Genomic DNA, 18620 nt, shown 5'->3' with positions numbered 1-18620 from the left:
TCCGGTGCCGCTCGTGCCCGTTACTGCGACGGGTTGAAGTTGATCGTGCGCCGGGTGGTGACCGCGGACGGCACCGGTTCGAAGCGCCAGCGACGCACGGCATTGAGCGCCTCGCGGTCGAACGTGCGCGCCGGATCGGCGCGCACCACGCGCGCGGCGCTGACGGATCCGTCGACCGCCACCGTGAATTCCACCTGCACTTCGCCACCCGTGCCGGCACGCAGTGCATCGGGCGGATAGCGCGGTGCCGGGGTGCTGATCGCGCGCAGTTCGGTCGCGCTTGCGGCCGGCCGGTTGGCCGGGGCCGGGGCCGCCGCCTGCTGCCGTGCGGCCTCCTGGCGCGCGGCCTCCTGCCGTGCCGCTTCCTGGCGCGCCGCCTCCTGCCGCGCGGCTTCCTGGCGTGCCGCTTCCTGGCTGGCCTGCTGCTGCTGCGCCAGGTCGCGTGCCGCCTGTTCCTGCGCCAGGCGCTGTTGTTCGAGGCGCTCGCGTTCGAGCTGCTGCTGGCGCTGTTCTTCCTGCTCGGCGGTCAGCTGTTCCTGCTCCGCGCGCCGGTCGGACTCAGTCTCGGCGCTGGCGATCGTGGTCTTGAGCCGCTCCACCGCCGGGTAGGAGGAATCGGTCTTCTCGATCAGCGCCAGCAGGCGGCGGGCTTCATCGAAATCGCCGCGGTCGCGGCTCTGCTCGGTCGCGATGACCGTCATCGGCAGCAGGTCGACCAGCGCGCTGGACACGCCCGCATCGGCCGGCTCCTTGTCGCGCAGGGCGAGGTAGTACTCCATCGCGTTGTCGCCGCCGGGCGCATACAGCCGGCTTTCCTGGTAGGCCTTGGACGCCGCGGTGCGCAACTGTTCGGCGCTCAGCGCCGCAACCTCGGCCGACACCGCCTCGGCCGGCGCCTGTGGCGTGGCCGGCGCGGTCGCCGCGGGCGTGCCCTCGCCTGCGGCCGGGGCGGCGGCCTCGGGCGCTTCCTGCTTGCACCCGGCCAACAGCACGCCCAGCCCCAGCGCGAGCGCGATTGCGGACGGGAGACGACGCGGCCCCCTCCGGCCCGTCGCGGTGGTGTTCGTGGACATCGATTTTCCCCTGAGATGACGGATCACGTACGCGCGTAGGACGCGACAGGCCGTGGCGTTTGTCAACTCTCCGGCCGTGGGCACGGAGTCTGAGGGGCCGGGGGCGGCGAAACTGTGACGTACTTCGCGGAAGGCGGCTGGCGCGCGGACAGGCGGCGTGGTGACGCCGCGCGTCTACTTGCCGATGCAGAAGCTGGCGAAGATGTGCCCGAGCAGGTCGTCGGGGAGGGTCCGTCCGGTGATTTCGCCCAGCGCGTCGTGCGCCAGCCGCAGGGCCTCGGCAGCGAGGTCGAGCTGCTCCGCCTGCAGCGCGCCGGCGGCATCGTGGCAGGCGACGGCGGTCCGGCGGAGCGCCTCGACGTGGCGCGCGCGCGCGCTGAAGGCGCCTTCGCCGGCATCCAACCCGGCGGCAGCATTACGCAGACGCACATGCAGCGCGTCGAGTCCGGCGCCCGTGCGCGCGGAAACGGCGAGCCCGTCGGTGGCAGGTAGTGAGCCCGCCGGCAGCAGGTCGGACTTGTTGTGCACCCGGATCTGCTGCGGCACCGCCTCCAGATCTCCGGCGAGCGCGCGCAGCCCGGCCGCCGGCTCGCGCGCATCGACCACCACCACCGCCAGGTCCGCGCGCGCAAGCTCGGCGCGTGCCCGCCGCATGCCCTCGCGCTCGATCGCATCCCCGCCCTCGCGCAGGCCCGCGGTGTCGACCAGGGTGAGTTCGACCCCGTCGATGCGCAGCGTCTCGTGCAGCAGGTCGCGGGTGGTCCCGGCCAGTTCGGTGACGATCGCGCGCTCGCTGCCGGCCATTGCATTGAGCAGCGAGCTCTTGCCCGCGTTGGGCGGTCCGACGATCACCGCGTGCAGGCCGTCGCGCAGGCGGCGCCCGCGCTCGGCGGCGGCGAGCAACGCCTGCAACTGCGCGCGTCCCTCGTCCAGCCGCTGCCGCAGCGCCTCGCCGCCGAGGGTGTCGAGCGGTTCGTCGGCGAAATCGATCGCCGCCTCCACGTGGATCCGGATCGCCAGCAGCGTGGCAGCCAGTGCGTCCACGCGCGCCGAGAACTCCCCCTCCAGCGAACGCCGCGCGGCGCGCGCGGCGCGCGCGTCCGAGGCGGCGATCAGGTCGGCCACCGCCTCGGCCTGGGCCAGGTCGAGGCGGCCGTTGAGGCAGGCGCGCTCGCTGAACTCGCCGGGCCTTGCATCACGTGCGCCGAGCGCGCGACAGCGCGCGACCAGCTGCCGCAGCACCGGCGGGCTGCCGTGCGCCTGCAGTTCCACCACGTCCTCGCCGGTGTAGCTCGCCGGCGCGGCGAACCACAGGGCGATGCCGTCGTCGATGACAACGCCCGCCTCGTCGCGGAATCGCACATGGTGGGCGTGGCGCGCGCGCAGGCGTCGGTCGCACACGGCGTTCGCGATGCGAACGGCGGCGGGCCCCGACAGGCGCACCACGCCGATCCCGCCCGCGCCTGGGCCTGTGGCGATGGCGACAATGGTGTCTGTGGGAGGCGGGGTCATCGGAGGGAATCGGGAATCGGGAATCGGGAATCGGGAATCGGGAATCGCCAGAGCGTAGCGCGAACGGGTCGCGTGCCTGCCGGGTCCGCAGCGCGCCAGTCGCGCGTCGCGCCCGGCGCCACAAGGCGCGCGAATCCCCGCCGCACGACCTGTCTCCCGCCCCACAAATGCGAAGCCCGCCGGGCGGCGGGCTTCGGAGACATCCGATCAGGCCTTGGCCGGCGGCGCGTCGGCGTACTTCTTGAGCATGTACCACTGCTGCAGCAGGCCAAGCCCGCCGTTGGTGACCCAGTACAGCACCAGGCCGGCCGGGAAGAACACCATCATCACGCCGAACACCACCGGCATCATCTGCATGATCCGCTGCTGCATCGGGTCCATGCCGGTCATCGGCGAGAGCTTCTGGGTGGCCCACATCACCGCGATGTTGAGCACCGGCAGGATGAACCACGGATCGCGCGCGGTGAGGTCCTGGATCCAGCCCATCCACGGCGCGTGGCGCAGTTCCACCGACTCCAGCAGCACCCAGTACAGGGCGAAGAAGATCGGCATCTGCAGCAGCACCGGCAGGCAGCCGCCGGCCGGGTTGATCTTCTCCTTCTTGTACAGCTCCATCATCGCGACCTGGAACTTCTGCTTGTCGTCGCCGTAGCGCTCCTTGAGCTGCTGCATGCGCGGCTGGAACTTGCGCATCTTGGCCATCGACTTGTACTGCGCCGTCGCCAGCGGGAACAGCAGGATCTTGACCAGCACCACCAGGCCCACGATCGCCCAGCCCCAGTTGCCGAACAGGCGATGCAGCTTCTCCAGCACCCAGAACAGGCCCTCGCCGAGCCAGGCCATGGCCGAGAAGCGGCTGTAGTCGACCACGCGCTCCAGCCCCGGCACCTGCTGGGCCTGGATCTGCTCGACCAGCTTCGGACCCACCCACAGGCGCGCCGAGCTGGTCGCCTGCTGCCCCGGCGCGACCACGACGGGTGCGGCCGCCATTTCGCGGATCAGGTAGCGCGGCGCGCCGCTGCTGGTGTCGGTGTCGAGCGCGATCGCGTTGCGCGCAGCGCCGTCTGCGTCGGGCAGCCAGGCGCTGAAGAAGTGGTGCTGGACGAAGGCGATCCAGGTGTTGCTGTCGGTGGCGTTGACCGGGCCATCTTCGTAGTCGGTGAACCAGCGCCGCAGGTAGCCCTGTCCGTCGCCGAACCAGGTCGCGCCGGTGAGACTGAAGGACTCGGGATTGGTCATGCCGCGCTTGACGTCCGGCGTGCCGCGCAGCAGCTGGCGATACGGGAAGCCCTGCCAGGCGGCGTCGCCGGCATTGACGACCTCGTCGCGCACGGTGACCGCGTAGTGGCCGCGGGTGAGGACGTAGCTGCGGCGGATGGTCACGCCATCGGGGCCCTGCCACACGAACGGCACCACCAGTTCGTCCTGGCCCGGCGCCAGCGCGAAGCGGCGCTCGCCGGTCGCGGGCACGAAGCCCTGCTGGTGGTTCGGCGCGGCACCGCCGGTGCTGACCCAGCCGCTCTGCGCGGCGTAGTAGCGTGCCGGGTCGTTGTCGAACAGCACCACCGGCGGGCTGCCGGGTTCACGGCTGCGCGGATAGCCCAGCAGTTCGGCGCGCACCACGCTGCCGCCATCCACCATCAGGCGCAGGACGTCGGTCTCGACCTCGACCGCGCTGGACGCCGCCGGCGCGGCGCGGGTCTCGGCGGACGCGCCGGGCGCCTGCGGCACGGCCGGCGCGTCGGGCACGGTCGCGGGCGCGGTGGCGGTCGGCGCGGCCGGCACCGCGGCCGTATCGGTCGGGGCGGCGGCCGTGGTCGTGGGCGCGGCCGGCGGCGGCGCGGCCTGTTCCTTGTTCCACTCCATCCACAGCAGCACCGCCACCATCAGCCAGGCGAGGATCAGGAAGGTGCGGGTCTGGTTCATCGGACAGGCAGGCTCATTCGCCGTGGGAACGCGGCGCGACAGGGGAAGGCGGGAATGCCGGGCGGGAATCCGCGGCCGGCATTGTGCCGTCCGCGGCTGGGGGCGGCAACGCACCGGCGCGGCGCAGCAGTGCGGTGAATGCGTCGCGCAGCGCTTGCGGCGAGGCTGCCGCGGCCGCAGGACGCGCGACCAGCACGTAGTCGCCGGCGGCCAGCACCGGCCGCAGCTGGCGGAAGTGCGCGCGCAGGATGCGCTTGATGCGGTTGCGGCCGACGGCGCGCGGATCGACCTTGCGCGAGACCGCGAGGCCGAGTCGCGACACGTCGGCGGCGTGCCAGTGCAGCGCCAGCATCGGGACGGCGACGCGGCGGCCGTCGCGGAAGATGCGGTCGAAGTCGGCGCGCGCCCTCACCCGCGCCGTTCGCGGGAAGCGCGCCATGGTCATCTCGGACAGGAGGCCCGGCCGGGAACGGGGCCGGGGGCAGGCGCGTCGCGGCTCAGGCCGAGAGGCGCTTGCGGCCCTTGGCGCGGCGGCGGGCAAGGATCTTGCGGCCGTCGGCGGTCTTCATCCGCGCACGGAAGCCGTGGTCGCGCTTGCGCTTGAGGTTGCTGGGCTGGTAGGTGCGCTTGGTGGCCATGGCGGTCTACGACGATGCGGCGGGCGGAAAGAACCGGCGATTCTAGCGGCGCGCGTCGGCACCGGTCAAGCCGGGGCGGGATCGAGACCGCGTCGCGCGGATGCGCGCCCCGGGTGCCGGTGGTAGTCTGCCCTCCCCTCGCCACCCCGACGCCCGGCCCGCACACGCGCGCCGGCCGCTCCCGTTTTCGCCGTCATTGACCGCTATGGATGCCTGGCCCCGCTGCCTCGAACGCCTGGAAGCCGAACTGCCGGCCGAGGATGTGCACACCTGGCTCAAGCCGCTGCAGGCGCGCAGCCACGACAGCCGCACCGTGCTGTATGCGCCCAATGCCTTCGTGCGCGACGAGGTCGAGAGCCGCTACCTGGGGCGGATCCGCGAACTGCTGATGCATTTCGCCGGCAGCGGCGAGGTGGCGCTCGAGATCGGCTCGCTGCCGCGTGCGGCGAGCGCGGCTGCTGCGGCAGTGGCCAGTGCGGCACCCGTGCCGCTGCCCGAGGCCTTCGCCGGGCATCTCGATGGGCACTACACGTTCGACAATTTCGTCGAGGGCCGCAGCAACCAGCTCGGTCGCGCCGCCGCCTGGCAGGCCGCGCTCAAGCCCGGCGACCGCGCCCACAATCCGCTGCTGCTGTACGGCGGCACCGGCCTGGGCAAGACCCACCTGATGTTCGCCGCCGGCAACGCGATGCGCCAGGCCAACCCGGCTGCGCGCGTGCTGTACCTGCGCTCGGAGCAGTTCTACAGCGCGTTCTTCCGTTCGCTGCAGGAGAAGAGCACCGACCGCTTCAAGCGCCAGTTCCAGCAGGTCGATGCGCTGCTGATCGACGACATCCAGTTCTTCGCCGGCAAGGACCGCACCCAGGAAGAGTTCTTCCACACCTTCAATGCGCTGTTCGAGAGCCGGCAGCAGATCATCATGACCTGCGACCGCTATCCGCGCGAGGTCGATGGCCTCGAGCCGCGGCTGAAGTCGCGGCTGTCGTGGGGGCTGTCGGTGGCGATCGACCCGCCCGACTTCGAGACCCGCGCGGCGATCGTGCTGGCCAAGTCGCGCGAACGCGGAACGATGGTGCCCGACGAGGTCGCGTTCCTGCTGGCCAAGAAGATGCACGGCAACGTGCGCGACCTGGAAGGCGCACTCAACTCGCTGGCCGCGCGCGCGAATTTCACCGGCCGTGCGATCACGGTGGAGTTCGCGCAGGAAACGCTGCGCGACCTGCTGCGCGCGCAGCAGCAGTCGATCGGCATTCCCAACATCCAGAAGGTGGTCGCGGACTACTACGGCCTGCAGATCAAGGACCTGCTGTCCAAGCGCCGCACGCGCTCGCTGGCGCGCCCGCGCCAGGTGGCGATGGCGCTGGCCAAGGAGCTGACCGAGCACAGCCTGCCGGAGATCGGCGATGCGTTCGCCGGCCGGGACCACACCACCGTCCTGCACGCCTGCCGCCAGGTCCGCAACCTGATGGAGACCGACGGCAAGCTGCGCGAGGACTGGGACAAGCTGATCCGCAAGCTGTCCGAGTAGAGGTGCCCGGCCGACGACCGGCCCGTAGCCCGGATAAGCGCAGCGCATCCGGGTCCGCGTCGACTGGGGTCGTCAACACTTGGTCGTCAGCCCGAACGGACCTGGGACGGAACGCAGACGATGCGTCGCCAGTCCGGGGCGACAGTCGGGGCGCGACGCGACGGCATGCCACGGATGACACGTCGCTCCGCGCGTCTTACGGCCCCCTGGCGGGTCGCACCCGCTCCGGCGGGCGTGGGGACACACATGCTTCGCGCGCCACCTGTTCAATCCGCTTCCTGGCGCCGGGCGACGCCGTCCATCCGGGAGCGGCCACGCTGCGGCATCGGCGGCTGGCCCGTGCGCCCGCTCCCTGCCCACACCCCCCGGCAGCGAGACCGCGAGCAGCCCCGGGGCCGATGTCCTCCATTGCGAAACATCTGTATCTCTGCGGTGGCCATGCGATGCGGCCCCGCGGTCTGCAACCTTCGCTACACTAGATCTTGTGGTGTCCGTGGACAGCGTTCGTACAAGCTGTGGACAACGCGAGGAGCTCGAATCCATCCACAGGCTGCGCGGGCCGCGGGGGACGAGTTACCCACAGCGCGGAACACCTTTAATTTCTATGTAAATCAGGCACTTGAACAACTTGTGCCCGTTGTGCAGGCCCCCCAGCACCACCGCTTTTAAAGTTCTTACCGTTCAAAAGCCTTGCTAGAAGGAACCCCCGGATGCGTTTCAGCCTGCAACGCGAAGCCCTCCTGAAGCCGCTCGCCCAAGTAGTCAACGTGGTCGAACGCCGGCAGACGCTGCCGGTCCTGGCCAACCTGCTGACCCAGGTCTCGGATGGCCAGCTCTCCCTGACGGGCACCGATCTCGAGGTCGAGATGGTCGCGCGCAGCAATGTCGACGACGCGCAGGATGGCGAGAGCACGATTCCCGCACGCAAGCTGTTCGACATCGTTCGCGCCCTGCCCGACGGCAGCAAGGTCACGCTTTCGCAGGTGGGCGACAAGATCACCGTGCAGGCGGGCCGCAGCCGGTTCACGCTGTCCAGCCTGCCGGCCAACGACTTTCCTTCGGTGGACGAAGTGGAGGCGACCGAGCGGGTCAGCGTGCCCGAGGCGGCGCTCAAGGAACTGATCGAACGCACTGCGTTCGCGATGGCGCAGCAGGACGTGCGCTACTACCTCAACGGCCTGCTGTTCGACCTTGCCGACACCCGCCTGCGCTGCGTGGCCACCGACGGTCATCGCCTGGCGCTGTGCGAAACCGCGCTCGACGATGCGGTGCCCACCAAGCGCCAGATCATCGTCCCGCGCAAGGGCGTCCAGGAGCTGCAGCGCCTGCTGGAGGGCGGCGACCGCACCGTGGTGCTGGAGATGGGCCGCAACCACATCCGGGTCAAGCGCGACGATGTGACCTTCACCAGCAAGCTGATCGACGGCCGGTTCCCCGACTACGAGGCCGTGATCCCGATCGGCGCCGACCGTGAGGTGCGGATCGACCGCGAGGCCCTTCGGGCATCGCTGCAGCGCGCGGCGATCCTGTCCAACGAGAAGTACCGCGGCGTGCGGCTGGAGCTTTCGCCGGGTCTGGTGCGGATCAACGCCCACAATCCGGAGCAGGAAGAAGCGCAGGAAGAGGTCGAGGCCGACACCAAGGTCGACGGGCTTGCCGTCGGCTTCAACGTGAACTATCTGCTCGACGCCCTGAGTGCCCTGCGCGACGAACACGTGGTCCTGCAGCTGCGCGATGCGAACTCGTCTGCCCTGGTGCGCGAGGCGAGCAGCGACAAGTGCCGCCACGTGGTGATGCCGCTGCGCTTGTGACCGACCCCCTGTTCCACGTGGAACCCCCTGCTTCGCCCGGCGCTCGCCGGGCGAAGTCGTTTGGTGGGGCTGGGTTGGTGGCCTGCGACGTTCCACGGGAAACCGCGCCATGCGTCTGACCCGGCTGACGGCGCGCGGGGTGCGCAACCTTGCGCCGCTGGAACTGCTGCCTTCTCCCGGGCTGAACCTCGTGCTTGGCGCCAACGGGGCGGGCAAGACCAGCCTGCTGGAAGCCGTGCACCTGCTCGCATACGGCCGTAGCTTCCGCGGGCGGGTCCGCGACGGACTGATCCAGACGGGGCTGGGCGCATTGGAGGTGTTTGCCGAGTGGGAGGAGCCGCACGACGTGCGGCGGCGTGCGGGATTGCGCCACGAGGGTCAGGCCTGGACCGGGCGACTGGATGGCGAACCGGTCCAGCAGCTGGGGGACCTGTGCGCGGCACTGGCGGCCATCAGCTTCGAGCCGGGCAGCCATGCCCTCGTCACCGCCGGCAGCGAGGCCCGGCGGCGGTACCTCGACTGGGGCCTGTTCCACGTGGAACGTGATGGAGACCAGGCGTTTCGTCTCGTCTGGCGCCGTTATGCGCGTGCGTTGAAGCAACGCAATGCCCTGCTCAAGCAGCGTGCGCGATCCGACCAGCTGGACGCCTGGGATGCCGAACTGGTGGCCGCGGCCGAGCAGCTCGATCGACAGCGCAGCGCGTATGTCGAGCGCCTGCAGCCGAGGCTCGCGGCGTTGTCGATCGAACTGGTCCCGCAGTTGGGGGCAGGCCGGTTCGAGTACCGTCCGGGCTGGCGTCGCGACCAGATTCCGCTTGCGGACGCGCTGCTGCTGGCGCGGGAGCGGGATCTGGCCACCGGCTTCACGTCGGTCGGTCCCCACCGCGCGGACTGGCGCATCACGCACGAGGCCCGACCCGCCGGCGAGGCCCTGTCGCGCGGGCAGGCCAAGCTCACCGCGCTTGCCTGCCTGCTGGCGCAGGCGGAAGACTTCTCCGCGCAACGCGGGCACTGGCCGGTCTTCCTGCTCGACGACCTGGCCGCAGAACTGGACCAGGCCCATCAGCAGCGGCTGCTGGAGCGACTGCGGCAAAGCGGCGCCCAGGTGTTCGTGACCGGGACGCAGGCGCCGGCCGCCCTGGAGCTGGAAACAGGCGCGTCCGCCGTGTTTCACGTGGAACACGGGCGGGTCATGCCGCTGCCGAGCCCGCCGCCGCCCTGAACGCCAGCCTGGAGGGGGTGCCCGGGCGCCCGCCGACCCTCCCTCACGACGCGGGTACGACGTGCCCCCACGCGCTATAATCCCGCCTCAGTCCCAATAACTAATGTGTCGCGCCGCGTGGCGCTTCCTGCGCGCCGCGCGCCGTCACGGTGGTGCGAATGACCGAACATCCCGAAGTGCCCGGCGGCGAGCCCGCCCAGACCTACGACTCCAGCCGGATCACCGTGCTGCGCGGCCTGGAGGCCGTGCGCAAGCGTCCCGGCATGTACATCGGCGACGTCCACGACGGCACCGGCCTGCATCACATGGTGTTCGAGGTCGTCGACAACTCGATCGACGAGGCCCTCGCCGGCCACGCCGACGACATCGTCGTCACCATCCACGAGGACGGTTCGGTCTCGGTCTCCGACAACGGCCGCGGCATCCCGGTCGACATCCACAAGGAAGAGGGGCGCTCGGCGGCCGAGGTGATCCTCACCGTGCTGCACGCCGGCGGCAAGTTCGACGACAACAGCTACAAGGTGTCCGGCGGCCTGCACGGCGTGGGCGTCTCGGTGGTCAATGCGCTGTCGTCGAAGCTGATGCTCGACATCTGGCGCGACGGTTTCCACTACCAGCAGGAATACGCGCTGGGCGAGCCGGTGTACGCGCTCAGGCAACTCGAGGCGTCCCCCCGCCGCGGGACCACGCTGCGCTTCTGGCCGGCGACGGAGATCTTCACCGACACCGAATTCCACTACGACATCCTCGCCAAGCGCCTGCGCGAACTGTCCTTCCTCAACTCCGGGGTGAAGATCACCCTGATCGACGAGCGGGGTGAGGGGCGGCGGGACCTGTTCCAGTACGAAGGCGGCATCCGCAGCTTCGTCGAACACCTCGCGCAGCTGAAGACGCCGCTGCACCCGAACGTGATCTCGGTGACCGGCGAACAGAACGGCATCACCGTGGACGTCGCCCTGCAGTGGACCGACGCCTACCAGGAAACGATGTTCTGCTTCACCAACAACATCCCGCAGAAGGACGGCGGCACCCACCTGATCGGTTTCCGCTCGGCGCTGACGCGCACGCTCACCAACTACATCGAGCAGAGCGGGATCGCCAAGCAGGCCAAGGTGACGCTGTCGGGCGACGACATGCGCGAAGGCATGATCGCGGTGCTCTCGGTCAAGGTGCCGGATCCGAGCTTTTCCTCCCAGACCAAGGAAAAGCTGGTCAGTTCCGAGGTCAGGCCTGTCGTTGACAGCACGTTCGCTGCACGTTTGGAGGAGTTCCTGCAGGAACACCCCCAGGAAGCGCGCGCCATCGCCGGCAAGATCGTGGACGCTGCCCGCGCCCGCGAGGCCGCGCGCAAGGCCCGCGACCTGACCCGCCGCAAGGGCGCGCTCGACATCGCCGGGCTGCCGGGCAAGCTCGCGGACTGCCAGGAGAAGGATCCGGCGTTGTCGGAGCTGTTCATCGTCGAGGGCGACTCCGCCGGCGGCTCGGCCAAGCAGGGCCGCAACCGCAAGAACCAGGCGGTGCTGCCGCTGCGCGGCAAGATCCTCAACGTGGAACGTGCGCGCTTCGACCGCATGCTCGCCAGCGCAGAGGTCGGCACGCTGATCACCGCGCTGGGCACCGGCATCGGCAAGGACGAGTACAACCCCGACAAGCTGCGCTACCACCGCATCATCATCATGACCGACGCGGACGTGGACGGCTCCCACATCCGCACCCTGCTGCTGACCTTCTTCTACCGGCAGATGCCGGAACTGCTCGAGCGCGGCCACGTCTATATCGGCATGCCGCCGCTGTACAAGATCAAGCAGGGCAAGAGCGAGCTCTACCTCAAGGACGACAGCGCGCTGGACGCGTACCTGGCCGGCAACGCGGTCGAGGGCGCGGCGCTGGTGCCTGCGACGGGTGAGCCGCCGATCGAGGGCGCCGCGCTGGAGAAGCTGCTGCTGGCCTACGCCGGAGCGCGCGACGCCATCGCGCGCAATGCGCACCGCTACGACCCGCTGCTGCTCGAGGCGCTGATCGACTTCACTCCGCTCGATCCCGCGGCCCTGAGCGCGAATACCGACGAGCGGCACGAGCTCGAAGCGCTGGAGCAGCGGCTCAACCGCGACGGCCTCGGCCGTCCGCGCTACCGGCTCGAGTGGCAGGCGGCGCGCGAAGGGCAGCCGGCGGCGCTGGTCTCCCATCGCAGGCACATGGGCGTGGAGCTGGTGCAGGTCCTTCCGCTGTCGGCGTTCGAGGGCGGCGAACTGCGCGCGCTGAAGGAAGCGGCCGCCCTGCTGCACGGTCTGGTGCGCGATGGCGCCCAGATCCTGCGCGGCAACCGTGCCCAGCCGGTGGCGAGTTTCGCCCAGGCGCAGGCCTGGCTGCTGGAGGAGGCCAAGAAAGGCCGTCAGATCCAGCGCTTCAAGGGCCTGGGCGAGATGAACCCGGAGCAGCTCTGGGACACCACCGTCAACCCCGACACCCGCCGCCTGCTGCAGGTACGGATCGAGGACGCGGTGGCCGCCGACCAGATCTTCAGCACCCTGATGGGCGATGTCGTCGAACCGCGCCGCGAGTTCATCGAGGACAACGCGCTGAAGGTCGCCAACCTCGACGTGTGACGCGCCGTGACACCGGCGCGCACCCGGCCGTCACGGGTCAGGGTGCAGGCTCGCGTCTGGACGAATCGCAACGGACCCTGCGACCCGCGCATCGCCGCCATCTGGCGGGCGCGGTTGACGAAAAATTAAGACGGCCGCCGCCAAACTCGCGGCCTTCGCTTACGGAACAGGGTCAATGAAGCACGCTTTCGCCATGCTGGTCATCGTCGCCTCGCTCGCCGCGTGCGCGACCACGACCTCCTCCACGGGACGCACCCAGTACGTGGGCGCGGTTTCGCAGGAGCAGCTCGACCAGCTTGGCGCACAGGCCTTCAGCGAAGCCAAGCAGAAGGGCCCGCTCAGCAGCAACGCCAGCCAGAACACGTACGTGCGTTGCGTGGTCAACGCCCTCGTGCAGCAACTGCCCGCCGGCCAGCGCTCGATGGCCTGGGAAAGTGCGGTGTTCGCCGTCGACGAACCCAATGCCTACGCGCTGCCCGGCGGCAAGGTCGGTATCAACACGGGGCTGTTCAAGGTCGCGAAGAACCAGGACCAGCTCGCGGCCGTGGTCGCGCACGAGATCGGGCACGTGGTCGAGCGCCATCACGACGAGCGCATCACCCGCCAGATGGGCGCGGCCGGCGCGGTGCAGCTGCTCGGCGCGGTGGCCGGCGACTATGGGCAGCTTGCCACCCAGGGCGGCAGCGCGCTGGCCCAGACCGGGTTTCTGTTGCCGGGCTCGCGCGTCCAGGAAAGCGAGGCCGACGTGGTCGGCCAGCGGATGATGGCGCAGGCCGGTTTCGACCCGCGCGCCGCGGTCGCGCTGTGGCAGAACATGATCGCCGCCGGCGGTAGCCGGCCGCCGCAGTGGCTGTCGACCCACCCGGATCCGCAAAGCCGCATCTCCGAACTCCAGGCGCGCGCCAACCAGCTGGTGCCGACCTACGAACAGGCGCGTGCCGCCGGCCGCCGGCCGGCCTGCGGCTGACCGCGCTGCATCCCAATTACGAAACGATCCGTTCCAACCCTGCCGCGGATTCGCGGCACGAGCCAAGGTGAGCCCATGCCCAAGACCAATCTTCCGACCCGCCTCCTGACCGCGATGATGGCCACCGGCCTGATGGTGGCGACCACCTCGGCCCTGGCGCAGAGTTCGAGCCGGGCCGAAGAAAGGCGTGCCGAACGCGCCAGCAAGGGCGAGGGCGAAAGCGTGGAACGGCAACCGCGCTTCCCCGATGCGACCCGCGAGGAACCTGATACCAAGCCGTCGTCGCGTTCCAGCAGTACGCGGCTGGGCAAGCTCTCGGACGCGTACGAAGCACAGGACGTGGCGCAGACCCAGGCCCTGGCCGACGAGATCATCGCCGACCCGAAGTCCAACGCGTACGAGAAAGCACTGGCGGGGCGTATCGCCGGTGCGCTGCTGATCGGCCAGGACGACGCCAGGTCGCTCCAGTACCTGCAGGGCGCGCTCGAGGCCAATGGCCTGGGCAACGAAGAGCACTACGAGGTGATGAGCATCGTCGCCCAGCTGCATGCGCAGGAAGAGCGCTATGACCAGGCCCTGGCGACGATCGAACAGCTGCAGACCGAGACCCGGACGCAGGACCCGGACATCGCCGCGATCAAGGGCAACATCCTGCTGCGGCTGGAGCGCTACCCGGAAGCGATCGCCACGCTCAAGCCGCTGGCTGAATCCCCTGAGGCCAAGTCCGAGTGGCGCCAGATGCTGATGGCCGCATACGCCGACTCGGGCCAGGGCGGCGAGGCGACGAAACTCGCCGAGCAGATCGCGTCCAGCACGCCCGACGACAAGCGCTCCCAGCTCAACCTCGCCGCCACCTACCTGCAGACCGAGCAGTACGACAAGGCGGCAGCGGTGTACGAGGCGCTGCGTGCGCGCGGCGAGCTGACGGACGAACGCGAGTACCGCAACCTCATGGCCTCCTACCTGAGCCTGGACGACGGTCAGGCGAAGGCGATCGAGGTCATCAATGAAGGACTGGAGAAGAACATCCTCAAGCCCGACTACCAGACCTATGTCGCGCTCGCGCAGGCACACTATTTCGGCGAGCCGCAGCAGATCGACCAGGCGATCGACGCCTACGGGAAGGCTGCGCCGCTGGCGCCCAACGGCGAGACCTACCTCAACCTGGCCAAGCTGCTGGCGAACGAGGGGCGCCTCCCCGAGGCCAAGCAGGCCGCGCAGCAGGCGATCGACAAGGGCGTCAAGGCGCCGGACGAAGCCAAGCGCATCATTGCCCGCACCCAGTAACACGTTCGAGTGACACAATCGGGACAGGACACCGGTTGGTATCGCGCCAGCGGATTGGTATAAGCTTGGAAGTTCCCGTCGCCGAAAACCGGCGGCGGCATGACACGACCACGGGCAACCCGCTGCCCGGCCAGACTTGAGTTCAACGCATGACCGACCGCTTGCCGACGACCGACAAGAAAGACGAAGACGAAGGTCTGGACTGGGCGCGAATCGCCGGATTCACCCTGGTGGTGGCGATCCACGCCGCGGCCCTGTTGCTGCTGCTGGCGCCCGCCACGCCTCCCCAAGCCGAACAGCAGGACGACGATGCCACCCGCGTGGTGATCATCGAGCCGCCGCCGCCTCCCCCGCCGCCGCCGCCGCCGCCGCCGGAGCCGCCGAAGCCGCAGCCGATCAAGGAGCTGGTGCCGCCGCAGCCCACGCCGCTGCCGCCGCCGCCCGAAGAGCCGCCGGTGGTGTTCGACGACCCCTCGCCGGTCGACACGCCCGCGCCGCCGCCGGCACCGCCCGCGCCGCCCGCGCCGTCGCCTGACATCGGTGCCAGCGTGGACATCTCCTCGCGCAACATGAACCCGCCGCAGTACCCGCCGTCCGCCCTGCGCGCCGGCATCCAGGGCACCGTGATCCTGGTGGTCAGCGTCGATGCACAGGGCAACGTCACCGACGTGTCGGTGGAAAAGTCCAGCCGCAATCGCGACCTCGACCGTGCGGCGATGCAGGCCGCACGTCGCTGGCGCTTCAATCCCTCGATCGTCAACGGCCAGCCGGCCGCCGGTCGGGTGCGCGTCCCCGTCGACTTCAACCTCGGCGGCTGACCGGCCAGCTCCAACGCATTTCCAACCGCTCCACCCGTTCCACTTCCTACACTCAACAACATCTAGAAGGTAAGCGTCATGCTGCAGGAAACCACCGCCGCCCCGGTGACCGGAGGCAACAACGCCGAGGCCCTGACCCAGATGGGCTTCGCGAACCTGATGGAACACATGACAGTCGTGAACTGGATCGTGTTCCTGGTCCTGGTCCTGATGTCCGTGCTCTCGATCTACTGGATCATCTACAACTTCATCAAGAACATCCGCCTGAAGAAGAATTCGGACCGGGTGATCGCCACGTTCTGGGAAACCCCGAACGCGCAGGACGCGATCCGCTTCATGGAAGAGCAGCCCAAGAGCGAGCCGTTCTCGAAGGTCGCGCTTGATGCCGCCCAGGCTGCCGCGCACCACCAGCGCCACGATGGTTCGCGTCTGGCCGAGTCGCTGAGCCGCTCCGAGTTCGTCGACCGCGCGCTGCGCCAGGCCGTGACCCGCGAGTCGCTGGGCCTGGAAGCCGGCCTGACCGTGCTCGCCACCGTCGGTGCGACCGCGCCGTTCGTCGGCCTGCTCGGCACGGTGTGGGGCATCTACAACGCGCTGATCCGCATCGGTGCCACCGGCCAGGCCGACATCGGCGCGGTCGCGGGTCCCGTGGGCGAGGCGCTGATCATGACCGCGATCGGTCTGGCCGTCGCGATCCCGGCGGTGCTGGGCTACAACTTCTTCGTGCGTCTGAACCGCAGCACGAACAACAAGCTCGACACCTTCGCGCACGACCTGCACGACTTCTTCGCCACGGGCTCGCGCGTCGGCGACGTCGCCCGCTGATCGAACCACTGACGGAGACTCGACATGGCCTTCAGTTCAGGCGGTGACAGCGGTCACGACAAGGTCAACGCCACGATCAACATCGTGCCGCTGGTCGACGTGATGCTGGTGCTGCTGATCATCTTCATGGTCACGGCACCGCTGATGGCGCACAAGGTCAAGGTCGACCTGCCGGAGGCGAACCTCGACGAACGTCCAGAGACGGCGCCCGCGGCGCCGCCCCTGACGATCGCGATCACGTCGAACGGCAACCTGTACCTCAACGACCAGCCGGTCACGATGGACCTGCTCGACAGCACGCTGGCGGTGGAAGCGCAGAAGACGCCGCAACCACCGGTCAACGTGCGTGGCGATGCGACGACGCCGTACCGGACCGTCAACGAGGTGGTCAACCTTGCGCAGGCCAAGGGCATGCGCAAGGTGGGCTTCGTCTCGGCCCGCGAAAAGAACTGATCCGGAGAACGCACGATGGCTTTTTCATCAGGTGGTGGCGATGGCGCGCCGATGGCCGACATCAACATCATTCCGCTGTGCGACGTCATGCTGGTGCTGCTGATCATCTTCATGGTCACCGCGCCGCAGGTGTCCTATCCGATCGACGTCGACCTGCCGCAGCGTTCGCTCAATCCGCCCGAGAATCCGGTGGAACCGCCGGAGCCCATCCGCCTGCGGATCGACGCCGGTGGCACCATCTACTGGAACGACAGCCCGACCCCGGTCACGGCGTTGCGCCAGATGATGGACGCCGAGGTCCAGCGCGATGTCACCAACCAGCCGACGCTGGAGATCGACATGAGCGAGGATGCGGAGTACGGGATCCTGGCCAAGGTCCTGGCCTCGGCCAAGAACGCGCACATGCAGAAGATCGGTTTCGTCAAGAAGTAACCGCACGACCGACCGGCGTCGCCTGCAGCGCGCCGGCCGCTTACCGAAACGCAAGTTTGAACGCCGCCTCCGGGCGGCGTTTTTTTTGTCCGGCTTCCGGGGAGGCGTTCGCGGACTGTGGGTCGTGGACCGGAGCGGCTGGCCTTCTCTGCCGACCTGCCCATGGCCGTGGCCTGATCCGGCGCCCGCCAGCCTCACCGGGATGCCGGCGGCCGGCCCACGACCATCTCCGCCGGACAGACGCTGCGACCTTCGTCGGGATTGCCGCCGCGACTGCCGCGGCGTAGCGTCGGAGCCGTGTCCACCCGCGCAGGAGGTGTGTCATGGCATTGCGCAACCCGTCCGACCGGGCGCCGCCCGCGATGGCCGAGATCAACATCATCCCGCTGTGCGACGTGCTGCTGGTCCTGTTGATCATCTTCATGGTGACCGCCCCGGCGCTGTCGCACCAGATCGACCTCGACCTGCCGCAGGACACGATCAGGCCGGTCGCTCCGCCGGATCCGGTCGACCTCACCATCGACGCTGCCGGCCAGCTGGCCTGGAACGGCAACGCGACCGATCTTGAGCACCTGCCGGCCCTGATGCGCGAGGCCGCAGGCACCGCCGCATCAGGCCAGCCGTTGCTGCGCATCGATGCGAGCGGCGATTGCGACTACCAGGCGGTGGCCAGCGTGCTGGCCGCCGCCCGCAATGCGGGACTGACCAACATCGGGTTCGTCCGCCGCTAGAACGCAGGCTCAGCGCCCCGAGACGATCGCGAGGTAGCGACGCACGGTCGTGGCCAGCCCGTCGTACAGGGCTTCGCCGATCAGCGCATGGCCGATCGAGACCTCCTCCACGCCCGGCACCGCGTCGAGGAAGGCGCCGAGGTTGGCCTGGCTGAGGTCGTGCCCGGCATTCACCGCCAGCCCGGCAGTGGAGGCCGCGCGCGCCGTGGCGGCAAAGGCGGGCAGGACGGTCCCGGCGTGCCCGGCGGCGAAGGCCTCGGCGTAGGGGCCGGTGTAGAGCTCGATCCGCTGGGCGCCGATGGCGGCCGCGCGGGCGACGTCGCTGCCGGCGTCGGCGAACAGGCTGACCCGGCATCCCAGAGCCGCCAACCGCTGGACCAGCGGCTCCAGCCTCTCGCCGTCACGGACGAAATCGAAGCCGTGGTCCGAGGTCAGCTGGGCATCATCGTCCGGCACCAGGGTCGCCTGCGCCGGGCGCACCCGTTCGCACAGTGCGATGAAGCCGGCATAGCCGCTGCGCTCCGGGGCGAACGGATTGCCCTCGAGGTTGAACTCGACCCCGTAGGCGCGACACACCTCCGCGAGCGCGAGCACGTCGTCGTGACGGGTATGGCGCGCGTCCGGGCGCGGATGCACGGTGATGCCGTGCGCGCCGGCCTCCAGGCAGGTCCGCGCCGCGCGGACCAGGTCGGGTTCGTCGCCGCCGCGCGAATTGCGCAGCACCGCGATCTTGTTGAGGTTGACGCTGAGGCGGGCGCTCACGTGCCGTCGTACCTGCGGCGGACCACCGG

Annotated in this window: 17 protein-coding genes; 11 read left to right on the top strand and 6 right to left on the bottom strand. The window is 69.6% G+C overall.

From position 1 onward, the window contains the following. Nucleotides 1-20: 20 nt before the first annotated feature. From QFW81_RS00170 to rpmH, 5 genes are all read right to left on the bottom strand, one after another. The gene (locus tag QFW81_RS00170; RefSeq protein WP_280576520.1) at nt 21-1073 is read right to left on the bottom strand and encodes an energy transducer TonB; all 1053 of its coding nucleotides are present in this window, start codon (nt 1071-1073) and stop codon (nt 21-23) included. 174 nt (nt 1074-1247) lie between these two features. Then, on the bottom strand, nt 1248-2585 hold the full coding sequence (gene mnmE / locus QFW81_RS00165; protein ID WP_280576519.1) for a tRNA uridine-5-carboxymethylaminomethyl(34) synthesis GTPase MnmE: 1338 nt from the start codon (nt 2583-2585) through the stop codon (nt 1248-1250). A 207-nt stretch (nt 2586-2792) separates the two neighbouring features. After that, complete coding sequence (gene yidC, locus QFW81_RS00160) at nt 2793-4511, bottom strand: membrane protein insertase YidC (RefSeq protein ID WP_280576518.1); 1719 nt, start codon at nt 4509-4511, stop codon at nt 2793-2795. A 13-nt stretch (nt 4512-4524) separates the two neighbouring features. After that, nucleotides 4525-4950 (bottom strand): ribonuclease P protein component, encoded by a 426-nt coding sequence (gene rnpA / locus QFW81_RS00155; protein WP_425603939.1) that lies wholly within the window; start codon nt 4948-4950, stop codon nt 4525-4527. Between the two features lie 58 nt (nt 4951-5008). After that, nucleotides 5009-5149, bottom strand: a complete 141-nt coding sequence (rpmH, locus tag QFW81_RS00150; RefSeq protein ID WP_024892171.1) for a 50S ribosomal protein L34 — start codon at nt 5147-5149, stop codon at nt 5009-5011. A 205-nt stretch (nt 5150-5354) separates the two neighbouring features. Between rpmH and dnaA the strand changes: the two genes are divergently transcribed. From dnaA to QFW81_RS00095, 11 genes are all read left to right on the top strand, one after another. Continuing rightward, nucleotides 5355-6677 (top strand): chromosomal replication initiator protein DnaA, encoded by a 1323-nt coding sequence (dnaA, locus tag QFW81_RS00145; protein ID WP_280576515.1) that lies wholly within the window; start codon nt 5355-5357, stop codon nt 6675-6677. Between the two features lie 710 nt (nt 6678-7387). Continuing rightward, complete coding sequence (gene dnaN, locus QFW81_RS00140) at nt 7388-8488, top strand: DNA polymerase III subunit beta (protein ID WP_280576514.1); 1101 nt, start codon at nt 7388-7390, stop codon at nt 8486-8488. 109 nt (nt 8489-8597) lie between these two features. Then, on the top strand, nt 8598-9710 hold the full coding sequence (recF, locus tag QFW81_RS00135; protein WP_280576513.1) for a DNA replication/repair protein RecF: 1113 nt from the start codon (nt 8598-8600) through the stop codon (nt 9708-9710). Between the two features lie 158 nt (nt 9711-9868). Next, entirely contained in the window at nt 9869-12316 is a 2448-nt protein-coding gene (gene gyrB / locus QFW81_RS00130) for a DNA topoisomerase (ATP-hydrolyzing) subunit B (protein WP_280576512.1), read from the top strand. A gap of 175 nt (nt 12317-12491) precedes the next feature. Next, nucleotides 12492-13283, top strand: coding sequence for a M48 family metallopeptidase (locus QFW81_RS00125; RefSeq protein ID WP_280576511.1), 792 nt, complete (start codon nt 12492-12494; stop codon nt 13281-13283). A gap of 75 nt (nt 13284-13358) precedes the next feature. Further along, nucleotides 13359-14570 carry a tetratricopeptide repeat protein gene (locus QFW81_RS00120; protein WP_280576508.1) on the top strand — a complete coding sequence of 404 codons (1212 nt, stop codon included), beginning with the start codon at nt 13359-13361 and terminating at the stop codon, nt 14568-14570. 149 nt (nt 14571-14719) lie between these two features. After that, nucleotides 14720-15388: an energy transducer TonB gene (locus QFW81_RS00115; protein ID WP_280576507.1), complete on the top strand. Its 669-nt coding sequence runs from the start codon at nt 14720-14722 to the stop codon at nt 15386-15388. A gap of 78 nt (nt 15389-15466) precedes the next feature. Then, on the top strand, nt 15467-16213 hold the full coding sequence (locus QFW81_RS00110) for a MotA/TolQ/ExbB proton channel family protein (RefSeq protein ID WP_280576506.1): 747 nt from the start codon (nt 15467-15469) through the stop codon (nt 16211-16213). A gap of 24 nt (nt 16214-16237) precedes the next feature. After that, a complete protein-coding gene (locus QFW81_RS00105) occupies nt 16238-16666 on the top strand; it encodes an ExbD/TolR family protein (RefSeq protein WP_280576505.1) in 429 nt (142 codons plus the stop codon). A gap of 15 nt (nt 16667-16681) precedes the next feature. After that, complete coding sequence (locus QFW81_RS00100; protein ID WP_280576504.1) at nt 16682-17098, top strand: ExbD/TolR family protein; 417 nt, start codon at nt 16682-16684, stop codon at nt 17096-17098. 323 nt (nt 17099-17421) lie between these two features. Continuing rightward, nucleotides 17422-17829 carry an ExbD/TolR family protein gene (locus QFW81_RS00095; protein ID WP_280576503.1) on the top strand — a complete coding sequence of 136 codons (408 nt, stop codon included), beginning with the start codon at nt 17422-17424 and terminating at the stop codon, nt 17827-17829. 9 nt (nt 17830-17838) lie between these two features. Here the strand turns inward: QFW81_RS00095 and QFW81_RS00090 are convergent, their stop codons facing one another. Next, on the bottom strand, nt 17839-18591 hold the full coding sequence (locus QFW81_RS00090) for a pyridoxine 5'-phosphate synthase (RefSeq protein WP_280576502.1): 753 nt from the start codon (nt 18589-18591) through the stop codon (nt 17839-17841). Nucleotides 18592-18620 lie beyond the last annotated feature (29 nt).

Source organism: Luteimonas kalidii (genome assembly GCF_029887935.1).
In the GTDB taxonomy this organism is placed as follows: Bacteria; Pseudomonadota; Gammaproteobacteria; order Xanthomonadales; family Xanthomonadaceae; genus Luteimonas; species Luteimonas kalidii.
Note: the sequence above shows the minus strand (reverse complement) of the source record. Positions and strands in the feature narration are given on the sequence as shown.

Bases quoted from the DNA above. Each gene is read 5' to 3' on its own strand.
- QFW81_RS00170 (WP_280576520.1), bottom strand. From the start codon at position 1,073: ATGTCCACGAACACCACCGCGACGGGCCGGAGGGGGCCGCGTCGTCTC.
- mnmE (WP_280576519.1), bottom strand. From the start codon at position 2,585: ATGACCCCGCCTCCCACAGACACCATTGTCGCCATCGCCACAGGCCCA.
- yidC (WP_280576518.1), bottom strand. From the start codon at position 4,511: ATGAACCAGACCCGCACCTTCCTGATCCTCGCCTGGCTGATGGTGGCG.
- rnpA (WP_425603939.1), bottom strand. From the start codon at position 4,950: ATGGCGCGCTTCCCGCGAACGGCGCGGGTGAGGGCGCGCGCCGACTTC.
- rpmH (WP_024892171.1), bottom strand. From the start codon at position 5,149: ATGGCCACCAAGCGCACCTACCAGCCCAGCAACCTCAAGCGCAAGCGC.
- dnaA (WP_280576515.1), top strand. From the start codon at position 5,355: ATGGATGCCTGGCCCCGCTGCCTCGAACGCCTGGAAGCCGAACTGCCG.
- dnaN (WP_280576514.1), top strand. From the start codon at position 7,388: ATGCGTTTCAGCCTGCAACGCGAAGCCCTCCTGAAGCCGCTCGCCCAA.
- recF (WP_280576513.1), top strand. From the start codon at position 8,598: ATGCGTCTGACCCGGCTGACGGCGCGCGGGGTGCGCAACCTTGCGCCG.
- gyrB (WP_280576512.1), top strand. From the start codon at position 9,869: ATGACCGAACATCCCGAAGTGCCCGGCGGCGAGCCCGCCCAGACCTAC.
- QFW81_RS00125 (WP_280576511.1), top strand. From the start codon at position 12,492: ATGAAGCACGCTTTCGCCATGCTGGTCATCGTCGCCTCGCTCGCCGCG.
- QFW81_RS00120 (WP_280576508.1), top strand. From the start codon at position 13,359: ATGCCCAAGACCAATCTTCCGACCCGCCTCCTGACCGCGATGATGGCC.
- QFW81_RS00115 (WP_280576507.1), top strand. From the start codon at position 14,720: ATGACCGACCGCTTGCCGACGACCGACAAGAAAGACGAAGACGAAGGT.
- QFW81_RS00110 (WP_280576506.1), top strand. From the start codon at position 15,467: ATGCTGCAGGAAACCACCGCCGCCCCGGTGACCGGAGGCAACAACGCC.
- QFW81_RS00105 (WP_280576505.1), top strand. From the start codon at position 16,238: ATGGCCTTCAGTTCAGGCGGTGACAGCGGTCACGACAAGGTCAACGCC.
- QFW81_RS00100 (WP_280576504.1), top strand. From the start codon at position 16,682: ATGGCTTTTTCATCAGGTGGTGGCGATGGCGCGCCGATGGCCGACATC.
- QFW81_RS00095 (WP_280576503.1), top strand. From the start codon at position 17,422: ATGGCATTGCGCAACCCGTCCGACCGGGCGCCGCCCGCGATGGCCGAG.